Source organism: Pseudomonas moraviensis subsp. stanleyae (assembly GCF_036283065.1).
In the GTDB taxonomy this organism is placed as follows: domain Bacteria; phylum Pseudomonadota; class Gammaproteobacteria; order Pseudomonadales; family Pseudomonadaceae; genus Aquipseudomonas; species Aquipseudomonas stanleyae.
The window spans coordinates 120,718-143,390 of record NZ_JAADJI010000012.1; the positions used below are offsets into that span (position 1 = coordinate 120,718).

General features: G+C 61.2%; 21 protein-coding genes. 13 read left to right on the plus strand and 8 right to left on the minus strand.

Annotation, left to right across the window (positions count from 1 at the left end):
* Nucleotides 1-30: 30 nt before the first annotated feature.
* Entirely contained in the window at nt 31-990 is a 960-nt protein-coding gene (locus GXB78_RS22030; RefSeq protein WP_329516974.1) for an EamA family transporter, read from the minus strand.
* Nucleotides 991-1,158: 168 nt separating this feature from the next.
* Nucleotides 1,159-2,085, minus strand: a complete 927-nt coding sequence (locus GXB78_RS22035; protein ID WP_329516975.1) for a LysR family transcriptional regulator — start codon at nt 2,083-2,085, stop codon at nt 1,159-1,161.
* A gap of 106 nt (nt 2,086-2,191) precedes the next feature.
* Here GXB78_RS22035 and GXB78_RS22040 point away from each other — a divergent pair, with 106 nt between their 5' ends.
* The 5 genes from GXB78_RS22040 to GXB78_RS22060 all read left to right on the plus strand — a co-directional run bounded on the left by GXB78_RS22040 (nt 2,192) and on the right by GXB78_RS22060 (nt 5,951).
* Entirely contained in the window at nt 2,192-2,785 is a 594-nt protein-coding gene (locus GXB78_RS22040; RefSeq protein WP_329516976.1) for an NADPH-dependent F420 reductase, read from the plus strand.
* 134 nt (nt 2,786-2,919) lie between these two features.
* Complete coding sequence (locus GXB78_RS22045) at nt 2,920-3,222, plus strand: ArsR/SmtB family transcription factor (protein ID WP_024012559.1); 303 nt, start codon at nt 2,920-2,922, stop codon at nt 3,220-3,222.
* A gap of 63 nt (nt 3,223-3,285) precedes the next feature.
* Nucleotides 3,286-4,260, plus strand: a complete 975-nt coding sequence (locus GXB78_RS22050) for a zinc-dependent alcohol dehydrogenase family protein (protein ID WP_329516977.1) — start codon at nt 3,286-3,288, stop codon at nt 4,258-4,260.
* 24 nt (nt 4,261-4,284) lie between these two features.
* Nucleotides 4,285-4,626, plus strand: a complete 342-nt coding sequence (locus tag GXB78_RS22055; protein WP_122610139.1) for an antibiotic biosynthesis monooxygenase family protein — start codon at nt 4,285-4,287, stop codon at nt 4,624-4,626.
* 179 nt (nt 4,627-4,805) lie between these two features.
* The gene (locus tag GXB78_RS22060; RefSeq protein ID WP_329516978.1) at nt 4,806-5,951 is read left to right on the plus strand and encodes a sensor histidine kinase; all 1,146 of its coding nucleotides are present in this window, start codon (nt 4,806-4,808) and stop codon (nt 5,949-5,951) included.
* 39 nt (nt 5,952-5,990) lie between these two features.
* Here the strand turns inward: GXB78_RS22060 and GXB78_RS22065 are convergent, their stop codons facing one another.
* A complete protein-coding gene (locus GXB78_RS22065; protein WP_329516979.1) occupies nt 5,991-7,847 on the minus strand; it encodes an ABC transporter ATP-binding protein in 1,857 nt (618 codons plus the stop codon).
* Nucleotides 7,848-8,144: 297 nt separating this feature from the next.
* Between GXB78_RS22065 and GXB78_RS22070 the strand changes: the two genes are divergently transcribed.
* The 3 genes from GXB78_RS22070 to GXB78_RS22080 are packed head-to-tail and all read left to right on the plus strand — an operon-like array spanning nt 8,145 to nt 10,032.
* Entirely contained in the window at nt 8,145-8,795 is a 651-nt protein-coding gene (locus GXB78_RS22070) for a hypothetical protein (protein WP_329516980.1), read from the plus strand.
* Complete coding sequence (locus tag GXB78_RS22075) at nt 8,795-9,223, plus strand: phage holin family protein (RefSeq protein WP_101162531.1); 429 nt, start codon at nt 8,795-8,797, stop codon at nt 9,221-9,223. The genes GXB78_RS22070 and GXB78_RS22075 overlap by 1 nt, the downstream gene beginning before the upstream one ends.
* The gene (locus GXB78_RS22080; protein WP_329516981.1) at nt 9,220-10,032 is read left to right on the plus strand and encodes a DUF3618 domain-containing protein; all 813 of its coding nucleotides are present in this window, start codon (nt 9,220-9,222) and stop codon (nt 10,030-10,032) included. The genes GXB78_RS22075 and GXB78_RS22080 overlap by 4 nt, the downstream gene beginning before the upstream one ends.
* A 51-nt stretch (nt 10,033-10,083) precedes the next feature.
* Here the strand turns inward: GXB78_RS22080 and GXB78_RS22085 are convergent, their stop codons facing one another.
* A complete protein-coding gene (locus GXB78_RS22085) occupies nt 10,084-11,190 on the minus strand; it encodes a M20/M25/M40 family metallo-hydrolase (RefSeq protein WP_329516982.1) in 1,107 nt (368 codons plus the stop codon).
* Nucleotides 11,191-11,608: 418 nt separating this feature from the next.
* The gene (locus tag GXB78_RS22090) at nt 11,609-12,502 is read right to left on the minus strand and encodes a LysR family transcriptional regulator (RefSeq protein ID WP_329516983.1); all 894 of its coding nucleotides are present in this window, start codon (nt 12,500-12,502) and stop codon (nt 11,609-11,611) included.
* A gap of 128 nt (nt 12,503-12,630) precedes the next feature.
* On the opposite strand from GXB78_RS22090, the gene GXB78_RS22095 reads away from it, so the two are divergent.
* On the plus strand, nt 12,631-13,842 hold the full coding sequence (locus GXB78_RS22095; RefSeq protein ID WP_408005146.1) for an MFS transporter: 1,212 nt from the start codon (nt 12,631-12,633) through the stop codon (nt 13,840-13,842).
* 1 nt (nt 13,843) lies between these two features.
* Here GXB78_RS22095 and GXB78_RS22100 read toward each other — a convergent pair whose 3' ends face one another.
* Nucleotides 13,844-14,002, minus strand: coding sequence for a DUF2986 domain-containing protein (locus GXB78_RS22100; protein WP_329516984.1), 159 nt, complete (start codon nt 14,000-14,002; stop codon nt 13,844-13,846).
* Between the two features lie 127 nt (nt 14,003-14,129).
* Here GXB78_RS22100 and GXB78_RS22105 point away from each other — a divergent pair, with 127 nt between their 5' ends.
* From GXB78_RS22105 to GXB78_RS22115, 3 genes are all read left to right on the plus strand, one after another.
* A complete protein-coding gene (locus GXB78_RS22105; protein WP_329516985.1) occupies nt 14,130-14,636 on the plus strand; it encodes an anti-virulence regulator CigR family protein in 507 nt (168 codons plus the stop codon).
* Between the two features lie 153 nt (nt 14,637-14,789).
* Nucleotides 14,790-15,764 carry a quinone oxidoreductase family protein gene (locus tag GXB78_RS22110; protein WP_329516986.1) on the plus strand — a complete coding sequence of 325 codons (975 nt, stop codon included), beginning with the start codon at nt 14,790-14,792 and terminating at the stop codon, nt 15,762-15,764.
* Entirely contained in the window at nt 15,761-16,687 is a 927-nt protein-coding gene (locus GXB78_RS22115) for a LysR family transcriptional regulator (protein WP_329516987.1), read from the plus strand. Before GXB78_RS22110 ends, GXB78_RS22115 begins: the two co-directional genes overlap by 4 nt.
* Nucleotides 16,688-17,594: 907 nt before the next feature.
* Here GXB78_RS22115 and GXB78_RS22120 read toward each other — a convergent pair.
* Together GXB78_RS22120 and GXB78_RS22125 are read right to left on the minus strand one after the other, a co-directional pair.
* Complete coding sequence (locus GXB78_RS22120) at nt 17,595-18,071, minus strand: hemerythrin domain-containing protein (protein ID WP_329516988.1); 477 nt, start codon at nt 18,069-18,071, stop codon at nt 17,595-17,597.
* 260 nt (nt 18,072-18,331) lie between these two features.
* The gene (locus GXB78_RS22125) at nt 18,332-18,547 is read right to left on the minus strand and encodes a PLD nuclease N-terminal domain-containing protein (RefSeq protein WP_042609659.1); all 216 of its coding nucleotides are present in this window, start codon (nt 18,545-18,547) and stop codon (nt 18,332-18,334) included.
* Nucleotides 18,548-18,799: 252 nt separating this feature from the next.
* Between GXB78_RS22125 and GXB78_RS22130 the strand changes: the two genes are divergently transcribed.
* Entirely contained in the window at nt 18,800-22,630 is a 3,831-nt protein-coding gene (locus GXB78_RS22130) for an autotransporter outer membrane beta-barrel domain-containing protein (RefSeq protein ID WP_329516989.1), read from the plus strand.
* Nucleotides 22,631-22,673: the final 43 nt, after the last annotated feature.

The following is a 22,673-nucleotide window of genomic DNA, read 5'->3' on the forward strand; positions in this document are numbered from 1 at the left end:
CACAAACAAAAACCCCGCCACCACACCCCCTCAAACCTCAGCCTTCACCCCAACCTTCACCGGCGCTTTGCGATACGTCAGCAAAACAATCCCGCTCACCACAATCACGCCACCTACGATCTGCCCTTTGCTGAGCATTTGATCCAGCACGATCCAGCCCATCAACAACGTCGCCAGTGGTTCGATATTCATCACCGGGGCGTTGCGCGGCATGTCCAGTCGGGGTACGGAGATGAACAGGACGATAAAACCGGTGCCATACAGCACCACGAGCGTGGCGAGGGCCAGCCAGCCGGTTGAGGTGGCGGGGAGGTTGAGTCCGCCGGGGAGGGCGCCGGTCAGTCCGGCCAGGTTGACGCTGCTGAAGACGATGAAGATGGTCAGCAGGCTGCGCACCGAGCCGCGCACTTGCGACAGCTTGTGATCGGTGATCCACAGCGCGCAGGCGAATACGCTGGCGGCGCAGAAGGCGAGCGCGACGCCCAGCAGCCATTCCGGGCCGACACTGGCGCCGTCTGATAGACGTCCCGGGACGTCCAGCACGAATACCAGCCCGACAAGGATCAAGCCCATCAACATCGCCGTGCGCGCGCTCGGTCGTGGGCCGCCCAGTGCCCAGGTCAACAAGGCGAGCAGGATCGGAAACACGTTGGCCACCAGCAGCGCCAAAGCGACCGGCACCCGTGCGACAGCAGAGTACAGACACAAGCTCTGCGCGGTGATCAGCAGGCCCAACAACAATTGCCAGCGCCAGGCGCCCGCTGGCAGACGCAAACTCTGCCGTTGCCACAGCACCAGAATGGCGAGCACCAGCAGGGTCCCGCCGGAACGCATCAGGATCGCCAGCAACACCCCCGCGCCATCATCAAAAGCCACACGTGCCGCGACATGGTTGCCGGCGAACGCACAACCCATGCACAACAGAATGATCACGGCGAGATAGCGGGGGAAGGGTGGCGGTACGGTAGGTGCAAATTCAGGGCGGGACATGGCAGATCTCAAAAGTGATAGCCACTCAGGGTGGCTCAGTTTTTTATTATGTTGTCGTACAACTTCCCGATTTGTACCGTAGTCGAGCCGGGGCGGCAAGCTTGAAAGGCTCGATAAACTGCTCTGTTGTGGTGCTGCGTAGGTTTTAGAGGTCGTATAACTTGCTTGCTAAGCCCCAGCATCGAGCCGAGTCATCCACCCATCCTCTCGAGCCTCAGCGACCAGGAAATCTACAAAAGCCCGGGTTTTCGCTGGCAACAGTTTCTGGCTGGAGAAATACAAATGGATTTGCCCCGCATCGACATACCACCCCGGCAAAACCCTTTCCAGCGTACCGTTCTGCAGATACGACAGCACATCCGGAACCGCCAACAGCGCAACTCCCAATCCCAGCCGCGCGCACTGACACAGCGCTTGCGGATCGTTGACCAACAGGCGCGGCGTCAACTCCAATGGCGCTCGTTGCCCCTCGGGCCCTTGCAGCATCCAGCTGCGCACCTTGCCGGTCTGCACCGAGCGCATGGCCAGATGATCCAGCGTCGAAAGCTCTTCGATGCGCCGGATGCGCATGCGCGCCGAGAGGTATTCCCTCGAGGCCACCAAAATCAGATGCGCCGGGGCGATGGCTCTGGCGACCACGCCCTGCGCCAGCTCGATGCCGCCGCCGATGGCCGCATCAAATCCATCCGCGATGAGATCGACCTGACGATTGTCGAGGTGCCATTCAGGAGTTACCGAAGGGTATCGCTTGAGAAATTCGGGCATCAGCGGCAGCAGGAAATCCCGGGCGAAACCCGGTGACGCACTCAGGCGCAGAACGCCTGAAGGCTCGCCAGCGTTGCCCGCCACATCGGCGATTGCCGCCTGAACGGTTTCCAGTCCCGAACCGACGTTGGCCAGAAAGCGCTCTCCAGCCTCGGTGAGGGTGAGCTTGCGTGTGCTGCGCTGGAACAAACGCACGCCGAGGTTGGCCTCCAGTTGCGCGACATTGCGGCTGACCGCTGCGGGCGTCAGGCCCAGGCGTCGCGCGGCGGCAGAGAAGCTGCCCGCCTCGGCGCTGCGCACGAATGACAGCAAATTACCTAGCGTTTCCATCTGCGCACCTTCAACGAATAATTGAAAGTGATTCTATTTGTCTTCCACTACTGGTGGAAGATCAAAAAGCGTCTCATAGCCTCACCAACTACTTGAGGAAAGAGACATGAACATCAGCATCATTGGTACTGGCTCGATCGGCACCGCTATCGCTCGCTTGCTCGTCAACGCCGGCCTGCCGGTCAGCCTGGCCAACAGCCGCGGGCCGCAGAGCCTTGCCGATCTGGTCGGCGAATTGGGACCACTCGCGCAAGCCGTAACTGCTCAGCAAGCCAGTCAGGCGGACATCGTCTTTCTGGCGGTGAACTGGTCGAAAATTCCCGATGCCGTGCGCGATCTCGGGCCTTGGGACGGGCGCATCGTGATCGACGCCAACAATCCGATCGAGGCGCCATTGTTCAAACCGGTCGATCTGGGCGGCCAGCCGTCTTCACAAGTGGTGGCGCAGATGCTGCCCGGCGCGCACGTGGTCAAGGCCTTCAATCATTTGCTCGCGGCTTTGCTGACCGACCCCACCACCGAGGGCGGCAAGCGGGTACTGTTTTATTCCGGTGAGGATGCTGCGAGCAAAACCAGGGTTGCAGAACTGATTACTCAACTGGGTTTTTACGGCATCGATCTGGGCGGTGTGCAGCAGGGCGTGCTTGCGCAATTCCCGGGCGGACCGTTGCCGGCATTGAATCTCGTGAAACATGGCTAACGAATGAGTCCGGGAAGCACAAGGTGAGTAGGGCCGACGGGTCGCAGATCCTGATGTCCTGCCGCCCGTCGCCGACTGCGAATCGCCTCAACATCCCGCATTGACATATCTAAGAATCTCGATATCCTCGGCGCATGGAACTGATCGAAATCTTCAAAGCCCTCTCGAACCCGACGCGCCTCAAGATCCTTGAAGGCCTGAAGGATCCCGTCAAGAACTTCCCCCCGCAGGATGAGGGTGACGTGCTTGTTGAGGGCGTCTGCGTCAGCAGCATCCAGGAAGGCATCGGCCTGTCGCAGTCGACGGTGTCGAGTTATCTGGCCACGTTGCAGCGGGTGGGGCTGGTTGAAGTGCGGCGCATCGGTCAATGGACCTACTACAAACGCAATGAGGCTGCTATCAGCGCGCTTGCAGAGATCATAGGGAAAGAGCTGTAAATTTTTTTACCGCAGGATATCGAGAAATCTCGATATCCCTCTTTATCGATACGAGGTGTTTCCATGAAAGCGATGATTCTGAAATCTTTCGGCGGTCCTGATTCGTTCGAACTGAGCGATGTTGCCAAACCTGTTCCGCAAGCGGGCCAAGTGCTGGTCCGGGTGCACGCCACTTCCATCAATCCCCTGGATTACCAGGTGCGCCGCGGGGACTATCCTGATCTGGTACCCCTGCCGGCCATCACCGGCCACGACGTATCGGGCGTGGTTGAAGCCGTTGGCCCGGGTGTCAGCGCCTTCGCGCCGGGCGACGAGGTTTGGTACACCCCGCAGATATTCGACGGGCAGGGCAGCTATGCCGAGTATCACGTCGCCGCCGAAAGCATCATCGCCAGAAAGCCCGCCGCGCTGAGTCACCTTGAGGCAGCCAGCTTGAGCCTGGTCGGCGGTACGGTCTGGGAAGCGCTGACCGTGCGCGCCGTGCTGCGAGTAGGCGAGAGCATTCTGATCCACGGCGGCGCTGGCGGGGTCGGGCATGTGGCGATTCAGGTGGCCAAGGCCATGGGCGCCAGAGTCTTCACGACCGTGCGTGAGGCCAACGCCGATTTCGTCCGCAGCCTTGGCGCCGATGTGGTCATCGATTACACCCAAGAGGATTACGTCGAAGCAATCATGCGCGAAACCGCCGGGCATGGCGTTGATGTGGTGTTCGACACCATCGGCGGCGATACCCTGTCTCGCAGCGCCGACGCGCTCGCCCAGCTTGGCCGCGTGGTCTCGATCGTCGACATCGCGCAGCCACAAAACCTTGTGCAAGCCTGGGGCAAGAACGCCAGCTATCACTTCGTCTTCACCCGGCAGAATCGAGGCAAGCTCGATGAATTGAGCGCGTTGGTCGAGCGCGGTCAGTTGCGGCCCCATGTTGGCGCCGTCTACTCACTCGCCGACATCCCCCTGGCCCACGCGCGACTTGAGAGCCTCAACAACGGCCTGCTGGGAAAAATCGCCATCGCCGTCGACCCTTCGCTCATCGCCTGACCCCGTCCATTCTGGAGAAACATCATGGTATACGAGATCGCTGTGCTGCCCGTTCACCCGCAACAGACTGAAGCCTTCCGACGCGCATTTGCCGAGGTCGAACCGTTGCTCACCCGCGCCAAGGGATACGGCGGTCACTTGCTGGCGCAAGGTATTGAAACCCCCGAACAGTTCAATTTGATCGTGCGCTGGCAGTCACTCGAGGACCACTCGCCGGGATTTGAAGAAAGTGAAGATCACCAGCGGTTCATGCTGGGGCTGGAGGATTATTTTTCGGCTGAGCCGAGGGTCTATCACATTGAGGGTGGTGCTTTTCCTGGTGGCGACTTGAGCGTTGCAGGCAGCAGCTCAAGCACAGGGAGTTGAGTGTTCTGATGGCTTTCGTCACAAGCGGCTGCTGCCGATTTTCCTCCCGCGTTGAACCACTGCAATGATGGTAGGCTGCACGAGGTCAGCCGTACCTTCTGTACTCCTGAGTTTGTTCTTTTACTGTCTGCGCCGGCGCGCCTGTCGGCGCAGATGGATTTCCTCTATGGACTACAGCCATGCGCCTGCCAGATTTCATTCTCGAAAACCTAGAGCCGATCCTGCAGGCCTGGGAAGATTTCGCCCGCACCATCGAGACACCTGGCGCGGAGCTCGATAACGCCGCGCTGCGCGATCACGCCGAGCAGATGTTGCGTGCCATCGTCATCGATCTGCGCACCCGGCAGACGGTCAGCGAGCAACTGGCCAAGGCTCATGGCCAGGCGCCGCGCGACGATGAGGAAACGGCTGCGGAAACCCACGCGGTGACGCGATTGATGGCCGGTTTCACCATTGATCAGATGGTTTCCGAATACCGCGCGCTGCGCACCAGTGTGCTCAGCCAATGGCTGCGTCAGGTCAAGGATGGAAAATCGGTGAATGTCGACGACATGACGCGTTTCAATGAAGCCATCGATCAGGCACTGGCCGAGTCGATTGCCAGCTATTCACGCGCCGTCGAGGCTTCGCGCAACGTGTTTCTGGGGATTCTCGGCCATGACTTGCGCACGCCGTTGGGGGCGATTCTGCTGGGTGCCGACAGGTTGCGCCGTACCGAAAGCGCCGACCCGCGCTCCAGCAAAGTGGCCAGGCAGATCTACGCGAGCGTGCAGCGCGCCAGCCAGATCGTTGGCGACCTGCTGGATCTGACGCGTTGTCAGATGGGACCGGGCATTCCGGTGAAAAAAGCCCTTATCGATCTCAGCCCCTTGTGCGAGCGGGTTATCGAGGAAATCCGCGCCTTTCACCCGCAGGCCAACGTTGTGTTCGAGACGAAGGAGCCGGTGATGGGAGCGTTCGATGGCGCCAGGATGGAACAGGTCTTTTCCAACATCATCAGCAATGCGGTGACCCACGGCGACAATCAACTACCGGTCACGGTCGGGTTGCAGGCCGGGCAGGATTGCGCGGTGTTCACCGTGCACAACGGCGGCGAGCCGATTGCGGAAGATGTGTTGCCGTTCATTTTCAACCCGATGGGGCGGTTCTCGCAGCGCTCCGTGGTTGATCACGGGCCGGTTGCAGGGCTGGGTCTGGGCCTGTTTATCGCCTCGGAAATCGTCGCCTCGCATGCCGGCTCGATCGAAGTCAGCTCTGACCTGGAGGGCGGAACCGTGTTTCGCGTCAAGCTTGCGGTGGATGCCGCAGGCACCGTCAGCTCATAGGCGAATCGATGAAGGGCCGACGCCGGCCCTCCAGCCTGATTACTCCTCCATCACCTCAACCAAACCGCGATCCTCACCAAGGAAGCCGCCGCTCTGGTGCTGCCACAGCCGCGCATAGGTGCCGTTCTTCTCCAGCAGTTGCGCGTGGGTGCCTTGTTCGATGATGCGGCCTTCGTCCATGACGATCAGCCGATCCATCGCCGCAATGGTCGACAAGCGGTGGGCGATTGCGATCACGGTTTTGCCCTGCATCATTTCATCAAGGCTTTCCTGGATCGCCACTTCGACCTCGGAGTCCAGCGCGCTGGTGGCTTCGTCGAGCAGCAGGATCGGCGCGTTTTTCAACATCACCCGGGCGATGGCGATGCGTTGGCGCTGGCCGCCGGAGAGCTTGATGCCGCGCTCGCCGACCAGCGTGTCGTAGCCGCTGTGGCCCTGTTTGTCGCTCAACTGGCTGATGAAACCATTGGCCTGGGCGTTCACCGCCGCGCGGTGGATGTCTGCGTCGGTGGCGTCCGGGCGACCGTAGGCGATGTTGTCGCGGATCGAGCGGTGCAGCAGCGACGTGTCTTGAGTGACCATGCCGATCACACTGCGCAGGCTGTCCTGAGTGACTTTGGCGATGTTCTGCCCATCGATGCGAATCTCGCCGCGGTCAACGTCATAGAAACGCAGCAGCAGGTTGATCAGCGTCGACTTGCCCGCACCGGAGCGGCCAACCAGGCCGATTTTTTCGCCGGGGCGAATGTGCAGCGTCAGGCCATCGAGCACCTGGCGTTCGCCGTTGTAGTTGAAGCTGACGTTGTCGAAAACCACTTCGCCACCGGCCGGCTCCAGCACTTTGGCATCCGGTGCGTCCTGGACTTTCGGGCCGCTGGTCAGGGTGGCCATGCCGTCCTGCACGGTACCGATGTTTTCGAATAGCGAGGTCATCTGCCACATGATCCAGTGCGACATGCCGTTGATGCGCAACGCCATGGCGGTGATCGCCGCAACAGCGCCGGTGCCGACTTCGCCCTGATGCCAAAGCCACAACGCATAACCGCCGGCACCGAGAATCAACGCCACCACCAGCGCCTGATTGACGATCTCGAACTGGCTGACCAGACGCATCTGACGGAAGCCGGTGAGCTTGAAATCCTCCATCGCCGCACGGGCAAAGTGCGCTTCACGCTTGGAGTGCGAGAACAGTTTGACCGTGGTGATATTGGTGTAGGCATCGGCAATCCGCCCGGTCATCGACGAGCGTGCATCGGCCTGTTCCTGGCCGACCTTGCCCAGACGCGGGACGAAATACACCATCGCCAGCCCAAACAGGACGATCCATGCCAGAAACGGCAGCATCAGCTTCAGCGCGAAGCCGCCGGCCAGCGCGATGATCGCGATGAAGTACACGCCGATGCCGGGGAGGATTTCGATCAGGGTGAACAGCACCTCGCGTACCGACAATGCGGTCTGCATGACCTTGGTCGTGACGCGGCCGGAGAATTCATCGGAGAAGAACGACAGGCTTTGCCGCAGCATCAACCGATGGAAGTCCCAGCGCAGGCGCAGCGGCAAGTTGATCGCGAGGATCTGGTGCTGGACCATCGTGCGCAGCGCCACCAGGCCAATGCTGACCACCAGCACAATGCCGATGCCCCACAACACGCGGCTTTCCTCTGCACCAGCGGCGCCGCCGGATTGCCACGTCGAGAGCAGATCCACCACTTGCCCGAGGAAAGAAAACAGCCATGCCTCGTAGATCGAGACGCTGGCGCTGAGCAGGGCAAAGGCGAGAATGTAGCCGCGCGCGCCCCGGGTGCAGGCCCACAGAAATCGCATCAGGCCGACTGGCGGTGGCGGCGCCTCGTCGGGTGGGAAGGGGTCGAGCCTTTGTTCGAACAGGCGAAGCATTGCGGTCTCCGAAGTGATCAGGGTGTGGGGATTCTGCCATCTATCGGCGGCGTTGCGGGTTTCACCGCCATTATCAGGACGAACCCTTGTGCCTTGTCTTGACCGCAGAAGGGCGCGGAAGCTCAACGCAATCCTGCCAGGCGCAACCTTTCGTCGGTGATCCGCGCCTGACGTTGCACGCTCATCAACCTCTTTGAACTCTGGCGCCAGCTACTCCGTCCTCTCTATGTGGGGGCTCGAGGCATTCTTGCCGTGCAGTCCCGTTTTTCCGTTTTCAGTGAGAAGGCGAGGGGCGACATGAATACTTCAGACAGCAGGGCAGGTTACGAATCAGGCGATCCAAACGGCAAGCCTGAGCAGGGTTTTGACCATTTGAAGGACAACGTCAGCGAAGCACTTGGCGGTGCGCGGCAACAGGCCGATGCACAATTCGGTCAGTATCGCGATACAGCGGCCGAGCAGATCGAAGCCTTGGCGCAAGGTGCGAAAAGCTTCGTCTCGGAACTGCAGGACAAGGACACCCTGGGCATGTCCGACTACCTGACCGACATGGCCGATTCCATGACCGGCCTGGCGGGCAATCTGCGCGGCAAGAGCGCCGAGCAGTTATTGCACGATGCGGCGGATCTGGCGCGCAACAATCCGGGCCTGTTTATCGCCGGCAGCATTGCCATCGGTTTCGGCCTGTCGCGGTTTCTCAAGGCGGGCACGGCTGCGGCGGCAACGGTCAGCGCCGAACACGATCCGGCGGCAGGCACGACATCGACGCCACCGCCAGCCGATTACGGTGCTCAGCGACCCTATGACTCGTCAGTGCCGTCCTCGTCCCAAGCCAATCCGGGGCTGGCCACCGGCATCACTCCGACCTCACCCAATGAGCATGATCACCCCTCTGATTTCGCGGCGGCTTCCGTACCGCATGCACCCGACGCCAAAGGAGAACTGTGATGAACAGAGATGAATCTGATCTGAGCGGGGCAAGACCCCTCGGCCAAACGGATGACGCTTCGGTGGTTGGCCTGTTGCGACAACTGTCGCGCGAAGTGCCGGCGTTGTTCACCAAGGAACTGGCGCTGGCCAAAGCCGAACTGCAGAACAGCCTCAGCACCCTGAAGGCTGGCATCGGCGCGGTGGCCGGTGGTGCGATTGTGTTCCTCGCCGGCTTCATCATTCTGCTGATGTCGGCGGTGTACGGCCTGAGCCTGTTCATGGCGCCGTGGCTGGCCGCGCTGATCGTGGGCGTGGTGGTGATGATCATCGGCTTCGCCATGCTGCAATCCGGGAAAAAGCAATTCGAGCCATCTCACTTCAAACCTGATCGCACCCTCGACGCCTTGAACAAGGATCAGGAAGCGCTGCGGAGGAAAGTCTCATGAAAAGCGAACTGGATATCGAAGCGGAAAAAAGCCCGGAGCAGATAGAGCGCGAAATCGATGCGCAGCGTGCGAGCATCGGTAACATCGTTGATCAACTGGAAAGCAAATTCACCCCCGGGCAGATGATCGATCAGGCCTGGGGCATGATGCAGAGCAACGGCTCGACGTTCTTCACCAACCTCGGCACCAGCGTGCGCAATAACCCGGTGCCGGCAGTGCTGACGTCTGTCGGCCTGCTCTGGTTGATGATCAGCCAGAACCGCCCACCAGTGCCGCAACCGACCTATCGCAGCGGGCCGGATCAGGACAAGGCTGGCGAATGGGCCGACGGTTTGGCCGACGGCATCGATAGTGCCCGCGCGCACCTGCACTCGACCACCGACTCGCTGAAGGAGGGCTACCAGTCGCTGAAAGGCAAGGCCAGCCACCTCGGTGAAAATGTCGGTGCGGCGAAGGAAAACCTCAGCCATGCGATGCATGACGCCGGTGACCGCTTGTCGCGCAATTCGCAAGTGCTCGGCCAGCAGTTCAGTCACCTGCTTAAGGAGCAACCGCTGATGGTGGCTGCCGCTGGGGTTGCGCTCGGTGCGTTGCTCGGCGCGGCATTGCCGACCACTTCCACCGAGCAGCGCTACATGGGCCGCACCAGTGCTGGCATGGTCGACAAGGCCAAGCAAAAAGCTCAGGAAGGGTACGAAGCCGTGCGCGACACGGTGACCCGGACCACCGAGCAAAACGAAGTTGAGACCAGGCCGGATCCGGCGCGGCCCTCTTCTTCGGACCTGTCGCAGGGCCTGGGTACGTCCTGACGCTGAGAGTGAGGGGAGGCCTGTAATGGGCCTCCCTTTTTTATGCTTAGGTCAAGTCGATACCTCGTTCTGCACGCCTTGCAGATATTCCACCAACGTCTGCGCGCACGCTTCAATCGCGCCGTCGACCACCAGTTCGAAACCATGGGTATTTTCGGTCGGGATCGCGATGCAGCCGGCCTGGGCGCTGATGCCTGAACTCATCACCGCGCTGGCGTCGGAGGCGAAATCCACCAGCAGGGCGAACTGCGGATCGAAACCGCAGCGCTTGGCCGCATCGGCCAAAGCCATGACCACGCCGCGCGAGTAATAGCCTTTCTGGTCGCCGGTATCGATGATCGGGTCGACGCTCAAACGCGTTGCGTATTCGCTCATCACCGGGCCGACTTCCACCGCGATTGTGGTATCGCCAGGCAAGTGCGCGGCAGCATACATAGCGCCGGCGTTGCTTTCTTCTTCGAGGGTGGTGAAGACGAAATAGGTGTCGTGCGGCAATTGGGTCCCGCTGTGCTTGAGCCGCTCGGCGGCCAGGAGCATGGCGACCACCGGCGCGCGGTCATCGAGAAAATGCGCAGCGGTGGCATCGCCCACCCGGAACGGCGTGCGCCAATGCTGGCTGAGCACAACCCGAGTGCCGGGACGCACGCCCATGTCTTGCAGAGCTTGTGGATCATGACGGGTGATGATGTGCACGTCTTTCCATTCCACCGCGCCACTCATTACATCCTGGCCCTGCGGCGAGCCTGCCGTAGCGTGCATCGAACCGAATGACAGAACGCCCGGCAAAGTTTGCGCATCGCCGAGAATATCCACCGGGCACACACCGAAATTCACCGGGTTCGCCCCACCCAACGCCACCACCCGCAACGTGCCGTCCGGCTCGACGCGTTTGACCACCATGGCTATCTCATCCATGTGGCCCATGATGCGCACGGCGTGCTGGCCGTCGGGATCGGGTTCGCCGCCCCTGAGCAGGCCGATGACATTGCCGGCCCGGTCGGTCCGGACCTCATCGCAATGGCGCCGCAGTTCTTCCAGGCAGATCGCCCGGACCTCGTCCTCCTGACCACCGGGCCCGCGCGCCATGAGCAAGCGGCTCAATAGCGCTTGGGCAGATTCCTCTGAGTTGCGCGGCGATGGCGCCTGATGTTCCGACATGCGTTCTGACCCTCCTTGCATCGGCGGACGTGTATCGACCGCTCAGGGTTTTAGGGGGCAGATTGGCGGGAAAATTCAGATCGGTTTTTGCCAGCTGATTCACATGCAGACCCACAGGAATTTGGGTTGCGCTACCGATTGTCGATTTGCCTCGGATCATTGTGGGAGCGAGCTTGCTCGCGAAGGCGTCGGCACCTTCAACATCATCATCGCCTGACCCAGCGCTTTCGCGAGCAGGCTCGCTCCCACAATGATCCGGGGCAAGGCCACAATCTTCATCCCAACCCAAATCCCCTGTGGGAGCGAGCCTGCTCGCGAAAGCGGTGTGTCATTCAACGCGGATGTAACTGATCTGGCGCCTTCGCGAGCAGGCTCGCTCCCACAGGGACTCGGTGTTTGGCTTAGGTGATTTGTTATGTCAGTGATTGTATTTCAACGCTTCGACAAACGCCGCAAACGCTGCCGAGCCCTGGCGTCTGTTCGGGTAATACAGGTGATAGCCCTGAAAGGTCGGACACCACTCTTCCAGAACTTCCACCAATCGCCCGTCCGCCAGATACGGCGCGACCAATTGCTCGGGCACGTACGCCACGCCAATGCCATCCACGGCGGCATTGAGCACATGCATGATGCTGTTGAACACCAGTTGCCCGTCGACCTTGACGCTGAAATCCTGACCCTGATGCGCAAACTCCCAGGCGTAAATCGCGCCGGCCGGTTGGTGGCGGATATTGATGCAGGTGTGCTCCATCAACTGATGCGGCGTGGCGGGTGCCGGGTGGCGAGCGAAGTAACCGGGCGCGGCGACCACGGCCAGGCGCCAGTCCGGGCCGATGCGCACGGCGATCATGTCTTTGCTGATCGATTCACCGAGACGGATGCCAGCGTCGAAGCGCTCCTTGACCACATTGGTAAATCCGTAGTCGACGTAGAACTCCAGGGTAATGTCCGGGTAGTCCTTCAGGAACCCGGCGAGCATCGGCCGAATGCACAGCTCGATCTGATCGTCCGTGCAGGAAATCCTGATCGTGCCGCTGGGCTTGTCGCGCAATTCGCTCAAGGCTTCGAGTTCGGCGCTGATCTGTTCGAACAGCGGCGCAATCGAACGCATCAAGCGCTCACCAGCCTCGGTTGGCGAGACGTTGCGCGTGGTCCGGGCCAACAGGCGAATACCCAAGCGCTGCTCCAGTGCGCGAACCGTATGACTCAACGCAGACGGCGTGACGCCGAGGCGGGCCGCGGCTTTGGTGAAGCTCTGCTCCTGCGCCACCGCCAGAAAGGCCTGCAGGTCGTTGGTTTTGGCGTTGTTCATTGCTGAGTTCTTCTCAAAAGCACATGAAGATTACCGCTACTAATCAAGTTAAGTCCGATCCGTCAAGCTTTGCAGCCTGAGTAGCGCGGCAGAAATGCCGACCGATTTTTCTCCAAAGCAGGTTTTGCATGACAGCCCAAGCAATCGACAACCCGACAGCCCAGCCCATGGGCGCATCCGCAGCCGGCGAGCAGCCGGCGTACTGGAGCGGCGTGTTCGCCATGACTTTGTGCGTCTTCGCGCTGATCGCTTCCGAGTTCATGCCGGTCAGTCTGCTCACGCCGATGGCGACGGACCTGCACATCAGCGAAGGCCTGGCCGGCTACGGCATCGCCATTTCCGGCGCCTTCGCAGTGCTGACCAGCCTGACGATCACCAGGCTCGCCGGCTCGATGGATCGCAAAACCCTGTTGCTGGTATTGACGGCGCTGATGTGCGCGTCCGGGCTAGTGGTCGGTCTGGCGCCCAACTACACGGTGTACATGATCGGCCGCGCATTGATCGGCGTGGTGATCGGCGGTTTCTGGTCGATGTCGGCGGCGCTGGCCATGCGTCTGGTGCCGTCCGCCAGCGTGCCCAAGGCACTGGCGATTTTTAATGGCGGCAATGCTTTGGCCACGGTGGTGGCGGCGCCGCTGGGCAGTTATCTCGGCAGTGTGATTGGCTGGCGCGGGGCATTTTTCTGCCTGATACCGGTGGCGTTGATTGCGCTGCTCTGGCAGTGGATCAGCTTGCCCGCGCTGCCGGCCGCGCCGCGCAAGGCGAATGCCGGGAATGTCTTCGCCCTGTTCCACAGCCGGAGGGTGGCGTTGGGCATGTTCGGCGCCGGGCTGTTCTTCATGGGCCAGTTTGTGCTGTTCACTTATCTGCGACCATTTCTGGAAACTGTGACCCGGGTCGATGTTTCAGTGTTGTCGATGATTTTGCTGGCCATTGGAGTGGCCGGGTTCATTGGCACGGTGATCATCGGTTCGGTGCTCAAGCACGGCCTGTATCGCGTGCTGATCGCCATCCCGTTGTTGATGGCGATGATTGCTGTGGCGCTGATCGGGCTGGGCAGCTCTCTGGTGGCGGCATTCGTGTTGCTGGGCTTGTGGGGATTGATCGCCACGGCGGCGCCGGTCGGCTGGTGGTCATGGCTGGCGCGCACGTTGCCCGACGATGCCGAAGCGGGCGGTGGGCTGATGGTGGCGGTGGTGCAGTTGTCGATTGCTTCGGGGTCGACCGTTGGCGGATTGCTGTTCGACGGCAGCGGTTATCGGCTGACTTTTTTCGCCAGCGCGGCATTGCTGGTGATGGCGGCGCTGGTGACCTGGCTGACGTCGCGGCAGACAGCTTGAGTCAGCTTTCGATATTCTCGGCCGACGTCTGCGCGGCTTCGGCTTCCAGCTTCAGGCGATCGGCCTTGCAGATGTATTTGGGCTTTTTCGGCGCCAGTTTGGCGTTGGCCTTTTTGGCCTTTTCCTTGAACAACTGCTGCAGCTTCTTTTGACGATTCATGATTTTTCGATCGCGGGTGGAATGGGTGGGAATCCTGACGCAAGGCCGAGTGGTCAGCAAGCAGAAATCCACTAAGCTGAGCACATTACCCCATGCTCAAGAGCATCCCAAACCGAAGGAATCGCACATGAGAAAAGCTCGCAGGTTGATTGTCGCGTTGTCTTGCCTCGCGCTGGTAATCGGCAGCACGACCGCACTGGCCGACCCCGGCAACGGCAACAGCAAGGGGCAGGGTGGCCAGGGCGGCCAGGGCAATGGCAAAGGCAAACCGCAGAACGTGCAGGATCACGGTAAACAGGGCGGGGGCGGCCAAGGCAATGGCAACAAGGGCCAGCAATCCTCGGGCAATCGCGGTGGCGGTCCGAGCGTGGATCGCAGCAATATTCTCGGCATCATCGATGGTTATCGCGGCCAATACTGGAATCCGGGACCGCCGCTACCACCCGGCATTCAAAAGAATCTGGCGCGGGGCAAGCCGTTGCCGCCGGGCATCGCCAAGAAGCTGGACGGGCGCATGCTGGGCCATTTGCCTCGCTATGACGGCTACGAATGGCGGCAGGTAGGTACCGACCTGATTCTTGTTGCGCTGGCTACCGGGCTGGTTTACGAAATTCTCAATGGCGCATTCGATTAACTTCCAGTAAGGAGTGGCAGCATGTGCCGCTCCTTTTTTTACGCGCCTATTGCTGCAAACTGTGCAGCAATGAACTGCATTCAGCCCGGCTTGTTCGTCGATAACTGAGCTTTCAGACTCAGCTCAACGATAAATGAATGAATGGAGATGAACATGGCCAACGCGATCCGCTTCTGCGAAACAGGCGCTCCAGATGTATTGCAACTGCAAACCGTCAGCGAGCAAGCCCCCGGGCCTGGCGAAGTCTGGCTGGAGCAAGAGGCGGTTGGCGTCAATTACCTCGATGTCAGCCAGCGCAAAGGGGCGGTGCCGGTGGTGTTGCCATCGGGGCTGGGTCTGGAAGGCGCGGGCCGGGTTGCGGCTGTCGGTGCCGGTGTAAGCAATGTCCGCGTCGGTGATCGGGTCGCTTACGCCACCGGTCCTTTAGGCGGTTACGCCTCGGCGCGGCTGTTTCCGGCAGAGCGTCTGGTGAAAATCCCCGATGAGCTGTCCTTCGAAGACGCGGCGGCGGTGCTGTTCAAAGGCATCACTGCGCAGTACCTGCTGAAGGCGACTTACCCGGTCGGGCCGGGAACGACGATGCTGCTGTATGGCGTCGCGGGTGGTCTGGGGGAAATCATGGTGCCGTGGGCCAAACACCTTGGCGCGACGGTGATCGGTGTGGTGTCGAAACAGGCCAGTGTCGACAAGGCTCGCGCGTCGGGCTGTGACGAAGTGCTGGTGTTCAATGCCGAGACCCTCGCCGCCGATGTGTTGCGTATCACCGAAGGGCGCAAGGTCGACGTGGTGTATGACCCGATTGGCCGGGTGTCTTTTCAGGCGTCGCTGGACAGCTTGCGCCCGCGTGGGCTGATGGTCTCGTTCGGCGCTCAGACCGGCGCGCCGGCAGCGGTGGAGATGGCCACGCTCAACGCCAAGGGCTCGCTGTTCCTGACCCGTCCATCGCTGGCCGCACATACCGCCACCACTGCCGAATACCAGGAACGTGCGCAAGATGTATTGGCCGCCGTGGCAGCCGGTATCATCGCGCCACAAATCCGCGCGCGTTACCCATTGGCCGACGCGGCACAAGCGCATGCCGATCTGGAGTGGGGGCGATCCTCAGGGGCGATCATTCTAAAACCATGAATCTGGATGTTCTGAGCAATCCGCACAGCGATGAGATCGCTGCCTTTCTCGCCGTCGCTGCGCAAGGTTCATTCGTCGCGGCGGGCCGTTTGTTGCAACGCCATCCGACCATCGTGTCCAAGCGTCTCGCCGCCATGGAGAAACGCTTGGGCGTACGGCTGGTCGAGCGCTCGACGCGACATGTGCGCATCACCGAGGCCGGCCTGCAACTCGAACAGCGCCTGCGCGCAGCCGTCGAGTTGATGAACGAGGCGCAGCAACAGGCGGTGCAGGGCGCCAGCGAAGTGCGTGGCACCCTGCGCCTGGCCTTGCCGGCAGCGATGGGGCGGTTATGGCTGGGGCCGCTGCTGCCGGAATTTCTCAAGGCCCATCCGCAGGTCTCGCTGGTCGCCGATTACAGCGAAGGCCTGGTCGACATCATCGAGCAGGGCTTCGACGCGGCCATTCGTATTGGCGAGCTGGACGACAATCGACTGATCGCAAAAAAGCTCAGTGACCATCGGCGGATTCTTTGCGCATCGCCGGCCTACATCGACGCGCACGGCATGCCGCAAACCCCGCAGGATCTGCTGCAGCATAACTGCCTGCGCTTCAGCGGGCTGGCGTCGTTCCCGTTGTGGCGCCTGCATCGCGGCGATGAACTGCAGACCATCACGCCACAGGGCAACCTGACCGCCAGCGACAGCGAATCCCTGCTCGCCGCCGCCCGCGCCGACGCCGGCATACTCGGTGCCGGAGACTGGCTGATGAGCCGCGATCTGGCGGCAGGGCGGTTGATCCAGGTGCTGCCCGACTGGCAGCTGGATTCGGCGGGCGGCGTCTATCTGGTCAGGCCTTCGTCGCGATTTCCCGCGGCGGCAGTGGTGGCGTTCAAGGAATGGATCGAAGCGAAATTCGAGCACGGGCCACCTTGGGCCGTCTGAGCACAGTCTGCATCAAGACCGACACTGACACTGTGGGAGCGAGCCTGCTCGCGAAAGCGGAGTGTCAGTCAGCGCTTGGTTGCCCGACCTGACGCTATCGCCGGCAAGCCAACTCCCACAGGGATCGTGGTTTGCTCAGCAATTTTCGAACATCACAAATCCAATTGTAGGAGCGAGCCTGCTCGCGAAAGCGGAGTGTCAGTCAGCGCTTGGTTGCCCCACCTGACGCTATCGCTGGCAAGCCAGCTCCCACAGGTTCAGCGGTTGGCTCAGCAACTTCCGGACACCGCAAATCCAATTGTAGGAGTGAGCCTGCTCGCGAAAGCGGAGTGTCAGTCATAGATGATCTGGCTGACCTGACGCCTTCGCGAGCAGGCTCGCTCCCACAGGTTTCGTGGCTTGCTCAGGAATTGTCGAACATACGTATATCCAATGTGGGAGCGAGCCTGCTCGCGATAGCGGAGTGTCAGTCAGCGCTTGGTTGCCCAACCTGACGCTATCGCCGGCAAGCCAGCTCCCACAGGGATCGTGGTTTGCTCAGCAATTTTCGAACATCACAAATCCAATTGTAGGAGCGAGCCTGCTCGCGAAAGCGGAGTGTCAGTCAGCGCTTGGTTGCCCGACCTGACGCTATCGCCGGCAAGCCAGCTCCCACAGGTTTAGCGGTTGGCTCAGCAACTTCCGGACACCGCAAATCCAATTGTGGGAGCGAGCCTGCTCGCGAAAGTGGAGTGTCAGGCATAGATGATCCGGCTGACCTGACGCCTTCGCGAGCAGGCTCGCTCCCACAGGTTTCGTGGCTTGCTCAGGAATGCCCCAACACCCACATATCCAATGTGAGAGCGAGCGCCGGTTTGGGCGCAAAAAAGGCCCGGCATCGCTGCCGGGCCTTGGTGTCTTCCGCACTTTAGGCGGCGATGTTGTTGGCCGCCATTTCCTTTTTGTGGCTTGCCTTCATGGCTTCCATTTGCGCACCCAGTTCCTCGAGCTTGGCTTTGCCCAAAAGCTTCTGCGCTTTGGGGAACATTTCCTCTTCTTCCTCTTCGATGTGGTGCTCCAGCAGTTCCTTGACCACTTTGACCCGGCCGGCGAATTCCGGGGTGCCTGGATCCGTCTCTTTCAGATCAGGCAGCACCAGCGAATCCACGGTGCGGTGCTCTTCCTTGGCTTCGTAATACATGATGTCTTCTTCCTTGCTGCCGGCTTCCTTGAACGCAGGGTAGAGAATCTCTTCTTCCAGGCGGGTATGGATGGTGATTTCCATTTCCAGTTTGCCCAGCAACTCGACGCGTTTTTTCAGCGCGCGGTCGGTGGATTCACTCAGTTGGCTGAGGATGGCTTTTACTTTTTCATGGTCGGCTTTGAGAAGGTCGATGGCATTCATTTTTTGTCGCCTCTGCTTTTCACGGGATTGAACACAGCGTTGTCTTTTTTTTGCGCTGCTGTGTATTCAGGGAGAGGCTTTCGCAGGACTCATGCCAACTCGCCGATCAAGCGCAACCCGCTTGAATCAAGGGCTGAAGCGCAAGCAGGCACAATGCTTTCGTGCAGCCTGCAAGATTTCCGCTCAGCGGACATTGCATATAACAAGCCCGGCAAATGCCGGGCTGTGGATTATGCTTGAGACAGGCCTGCGCTCGTGCTTCAGCGGTTGGCCTGTGAAGGCGAAATCCGCCCGACATGCTTGGGCCCTGCCAACGCCCAGGCGATCAGGCCGAACAGCGGCACGAACACGATCAGCACGATCCACACGCCTTTACTACTGGATTTCCCCTGGCTTTTGCGCACCCGGTTGATGGCCCAAAGCTCGATCAGCACGAGAATGACCGCCAATACGATCCACACGGTTTCGATTTGCATAGGCTTAACTCCTGATGGTCTGTGCGTTAGGCGACGAGAGGGGCGTTGGGTTCATTCTTTTTGCCCGGCTGCGCTCACCTGAAAATACCGACTAGAGTTGATAGCGCAGACAACGCACGTTCCTGTGGGAGCGAGCCTGCTCGCGAAAGCGCAGTGTCAGCCACCATTATTTGTAACTGACACACCGCTTTCGCGAGCAGGCTCGCTCCCACAGTTGGCGCAGGCATTCAGCGTGAAACAGGGAGGTTTTCAATGGACGGTATTCATGGATATGGCACCCCGCACTTGATGCGCAGCGCGTTGCTGGTCGCCATGGCCAATGCCCTGCTGTTGAGCGACGCACAGGCCGCATGCGGGCCGCTGGCTGCCGGGGCTTACAACGTTTCGCAAACCTGCCTTCCCGCCGCCGGCGTCGACGCGTCCATCACCACCCAACCCGGCACGACCATAACTACGACCGCTGGCTCTTCGCTGCTGAGCAGAGGCAACAACGCCAATTCGACGCTGAGCCTCAGCGGCACCACGATCAACAGCACGCCGCCGACAGCAGCTAATGCCGTGTTCGCCAACGTGATCGGCAGCAGCGGCAATGCCAGCCTGACGCTCGATGGCGGCAGCAACACGGTCAACGTCGCTGGCAGCGGGCTGGACGCTCTGGCAATCACCAACGCTGGCACAGGCTCGTCGACGTTCTCGGTCACCCCCGGCACCACGCTGAATATTCTCAACACCGTGGTCGGCAACGAGCACGACGGCATCGACATCAATGGCAGCGGCGGCGGGGCGATCAACGTCAACCACCAAGGCAGCGGTCAGATCACCTTGCTCGGTGGCAACGGCATCTGGACCAAGGCCACCGGGACTGGCGAGACCAACGTCAATGTCGGCGCCGGGGTGAACATCCTGGTCAACAACGACGATGCGCTGTCCGCCGGCCCGCCGATCGGCGATGAAACCTTGCCGACCGCTGGCATCGGCAACCACGCCGGCGTGCACACCCGCGCGGTGAACGGCAATACCACCGTGGTCAACGCCGCCAGCGTGCAGAGTGTCGGCATGAATGCATTCGGGATCTTCACCGAGGGCGGTAGCGGCAACACCAGCCTGACGAATAGCGGAACGATCAGCACCAACGGCTTGAACGGTTTTGGCATTCGTTCGTTCTCGACGGTGGGCAGCATCGCCATCGTCAATAACGGCGCGATCACTACTACCGGTGGCGCTGCTCACGGCATTTATGCCAACGACAACGTCGGCGCTACCGGTTCGATCAGTATCGAAAACAATGCCGAACTCAACGTTGGCAGCGCGGCCAATACCGCCGGCTCGCGGGCGATCTACATCATCAAACGGGGGACAGGTGAGGCCACCGTCACCGGTAGCGGCAATATCAACGTTTTCGGCAGCCCCAACACTACCCGCGCCTACGCAATCATCGTCAGTGCCGAGAACAACACCCTGATCGATTATTCCGGCGATCTGTTCGCCAGCGGCTTCGGCGCAGGCGGCATCCGTGTGGACTCGACCGGCGGCAACGTCCAGGTCAACTATCGCGGTGATCGCATCGAGACCTTGCACAGCAATGGCAACGGCATCTACGCCTCGACGCAGTTGCCGACCGGCACAGTGAATGTCGACGCTGGCGGCACGATCATCACCCATTCCGACGCCGGAACGGGCGATGGCAGCGGCATTGGCGCCTTCGGAATTCAGGCATTGACCCTCGGCGGCGACGTCGGTATCCGCTTCACCGGCCCGCTGATCGACGTCAACGGCGCGGGCGCAGCGCTGCTCGCCGGTAACGCCTTCAACGGTGGCAGCGGCCTCGGCACGATCAATATCAGCAACAGCGGTGAGCTGGTTGCACGCGGCGATCAGCAGCGCGGCATTCGCACGCTGTCGGTCAGTGGCGCGCAGAACATCATCAACACCGGGACGATCCAGACGCTCGGGGCCAGCAACAGTCAGGGCATTGTCGCCCAGGCCGGCGGCGCGGCGGATGTGACGGTGAGCAACAGCGGCGCGATCAGCGCACACGGGACCGGTTCCTCGGCCATTGATGCGCTGACCGAGGGCGGCAACGTCAGCGTCAGCAACAGTGCGAGCCTGCAAGGTGGCTGGGCCGACAGCAGCGGGGTTGCCTTGGGCGGCGCCACGCAAACCCTGAGCAACGCCGGAGCCATCGGCGCACTCAGCGATTCGGCGGTGCGCGCCGATGCGACCACGCCGGGCAGCACCTTCGCGCTCAACAACACCGGGCTGATCACCGGCTCGGTAAGCGCGGTCAGCGCCAGCAGCACCATCACCAACAGCGGCACGTGGATTCTGCGCGACTTCTTCGACAGCACCGGCAGTGGCACTCGCGACAGCTGGAACGTCGCCGTGAGCAACCTCGGCACGGCCGGCTCCAGCAGCATCGACAACAGCGGCCTGATTCAACTGGCGGCGCAACCGGCGAGCGGCATCGTCAACTTCAGCAGCAGCGGCGCTTATCTGCCGTTGGGGCAAACCGCCAACGCGCCGACACCGGGCGGCGCGGTGCAGGGACAGATACTCGGCGTCAGTCGTTTCAGCAACAGCGGCACGCTGGATCTGGCGGCGGGCGGCAACACGGTTGGCAATGTCTTGCTGATCAGCGGCGCCGACAGCGCTGGCACCGATGGCGGCGGGGTGTTTGTGTCGAACGGCGGGCGCGTGCTGCTCAACACCACGCTCAACGGCGGCGGAACCAATAGCCTGTCCGACATGCTGGTGGTGGACTCGACGGCAACCGCCAGCGGCGGCGGCACCGGTGTCGTCGTGCGCAATGTCGGCGGGCAGGGCGATCTGACTCAGGGCAATGGCATTGCCGTGGTCGAGTTGCTGAATAAAACCGAAGCCGCGAGCGACGCCAACGCATTCCGCCTCGCCCGCCGTGTGGTCGCCGGGCCATATGAATATCGTCTGCAACAAGGCGCCGAGGATGGCAGCGCTCGGGATACCTGGTTCTTGCGATCGGATGCGCTGACACCGCCGGCACCCCCCGGTCCACCCGGTCCGGGGCCTGATCCAGCTCCCGACCCTGGCCCGGCGCCGGTACCCAATTACCGTCCCGAAGTCTCGCTCTACGGCGCCGTGCCGGCGCTGGCACTGGTTTACGGCCGGACCATGGTCGACACACTTCACGAACGGGTCGGCGAAGAACGCCTGAACCGTGGCGAGCCGCTGCCCAAACAAGATGAGTCGACCCTGGCGCCATCAATGGGCTGGGGCCGGGTGATCTATCGCAGCGGCAAACAGGACGGAGATCGCAAGAATGCCTTGGGCAACACCCCGGAGTACAACTACGACCTGACCGCGTTTCAGGTCGGCACCGATCTCTATCGCAAAGTCCGCCCTGACGGCAGTCACGAACAGGCGGGCCTGTCGCTGTCGGCGGGCACCATCAATGCCGGCGTCAGCCATTACACACGCCGCGCCGCCGGCGAAGACACACTGCGCGCGTATGGTGTCGGCGCCTACTGGACGCACTTCGGCCCGTCCGGCTGGTACCTGGACGGCGTGGTGCAGGTCAATCGTTTCGACATCGAAGCCAAGCCCAATGACCTGGCAAAACTGAAAACCCGTGGCTGGGGCTACACCGCCTCGCTGGAAAACGGCTATCCCTATGAGTTTGATAAAAACTGGTACGTCGAGCCGCAGTTGCAGGCGATCTACAGCTACGTTGATCTGGACAGCAGCGACGACGCCGGCGCCAAGGTGCGTTTCAAGGACGTCGATTCGCTGGTTGGCCGCGCCGGCGTGCGCATCGCCAGGGACTGGGAAACCGAAGGCGTCGACAAGAGCGCGCGGCGCACCAACGCGTGGATCCGCCCCAGCGTCTGGCATGAGTTCAAGGGCCAGCCGAAGACTGAATTTTCCTCTGAGTCGGGTTACATCCCGTTCGAGTCGGACATTCAGGGCACGTGGGGCGAGGTCAATGTCGGGGTCGATTATCAAGCCAACCAACGCACGACATTTACCGCGTCGGCCGGTTATCGGCAGGGCTTTGATGGCGACAGCCATGGTTATGACGCAATGCTGGGTTTCAAAATAAATTTCTGAATGCCGCTGCGGCCTATATCCTCTGCGCCACATGTTTAGGCTG

Excerpts from the sequence above, each read along its gene's own strand:
- GXB78_RS22030 (WP_329516974.1), bottom strand. The coding sequence starts at position 990 with ATGTCCCGCCCTGAATTTGCACCTACCGTACCGCCACCCTTCCCCCGC.
- GXB78_RS22035 (WP_329516975.1), bottom strand. The coding sequence starts at position 2,085 with ATGGAAACGCTAGGTAATTTGCTGTCATTCGTGCGCAGCGCCGAGGCG.
- GXB78_RS22040 (WP_329516976.1), top strand. The coding sequence starts at position 2,192 with ATGAACATCAGCATCATTGGTACTGGCTCGATCGGCACCGCTATCGCT.
- GXB78_RS22045 (WP_024012559.1), top strand. The coding sequence starts at position 2,920 with ATGGAACTGATCGAAATCTTCAAAGCCCTCTCGAACCCGACGCGCCTC.
- GXB78_RS22050 (WP_329516977.1), top strand. The coding sequence starts at position 3,286 with ATGAAAGCGATGATTCTGAAATCTTTCGGCGGTCCTGATTCGTTCGAA.
- GXB78_RS22055 (WP_122610139.1), top strand. The coding sequence starts at position 4,285 with ATGGTATACGAGATCGCTGTGCTGCCCGTTCACCCGCAACAGACTGAA.
- GXB78_RS22060 (WP_329516978.1), top strand. The coding sequence starts at position 4,806 with ATGCGCCTGCCAGATTTCATTCTCGAAAACCTAGAGCCGATCCTGCAG.
- GXB78_RS22065 (WP_329516979.1), bottom strand. The coding sequence starts at position 7,847 with ATGCTTCGCCTGTTCGAACAAAGGCTCGACCCCTTCCCACCCGACGAG.
- GXB78_RS22070 (WP_329516980.1), top strand. The coding sequence starts at position 8,145 with ATGAATACTTCAGACAGCAGGGCAGGTTACGAATCAGGCGATCCAAAC.
- GXB78_RS22075 (WP_101162531.1), top strand. The coding sequence starts at position 8,795 with ATGAACAGAGATGAATCTGATCTGAGCGGGGCAAGACCCCTCGGCCAA.
- GXB78_RS22080 (WP_329516981.1), top strand. The coding sequence starts at position 9,220 with ATGAAAAGCGAACTGGATATCGAAGCGGAAAAAAGCCCGGAGCAGATA.
- GXB78_RS22085 (WP_329516982.1), bottom strand. The coding sequence starts at position 11,190 with ATGTCGGAACATCAGGCGCCATCGCCGCGCAACTCAGAGGAATCTGCC.
- GXB78_RS22090 (WP_329516983.1), bottom strand. The coding sequence starts at position 12,502 with ATGAACAACGCCAAAACCAACGACCTGCAGGCCTTTCTGGCGGTGGCG.
- GXB78_RS22095 (WP_408005146.1), top strand. The coding sequence starts at position 12,631 with ATGACAGCCCAAGCAATCGACAACCCGACAGCCCAGCCCATGGGCGCA.
- GXB78_RS22100 (WP_329516984.1), bottom strand. The coding sequence starts at position 14,002 with ATGAATCGTCAAAAGAAGCTGCAGCAGTTGTTCAAGGAAAAGGCCAAA.
- GXB78_RS22105 (WP_329516985.1), top strand. The coding sequence starts at position 14,130 with ATGAGAAAAGCTCGCAGGTTGATTGTCGCGTTGTCTTGCCTCGCGCTG.
- GXB78_RS22110 (WP_329516986.1), top strand. The coding sequence starts at position 14,790 with ATGGCCAACGCGATCCGCTTCTGCGAAACAGGCGCTCCAGATGTATTG.
- GXB78_RS22115 (WP_329516987.1), top strand. The coding sequence starts at position 15,761 with ATGAATCTGGATGTTCTGAGCAATCCGCACAGCGATGAGATCGCTGCC.
- GXB78_RS22120 (WP_329516988.1), bottom strand. The coding sequence starts at position 18,071 with ATGAATGCCATCGACCTTCTCAAAGCCGACCATGAAAAAGTAAAAGCC.
- GXB78_RS22125 (WP_042609659.1), bottom strand. The coding sequence starts at position 18,547 with ATGCAAATCGAAACCGTGTGGATCGTATTGGCGGTCATTCTCGTGCTG.
- GXB78_RS22130 (WP_329516989.1), top strand. The coding sequence starts at position 18,800 with ATGGACGGTATTCATGGATATGGCACCCCGCACTTGATGCGCAGCGCG.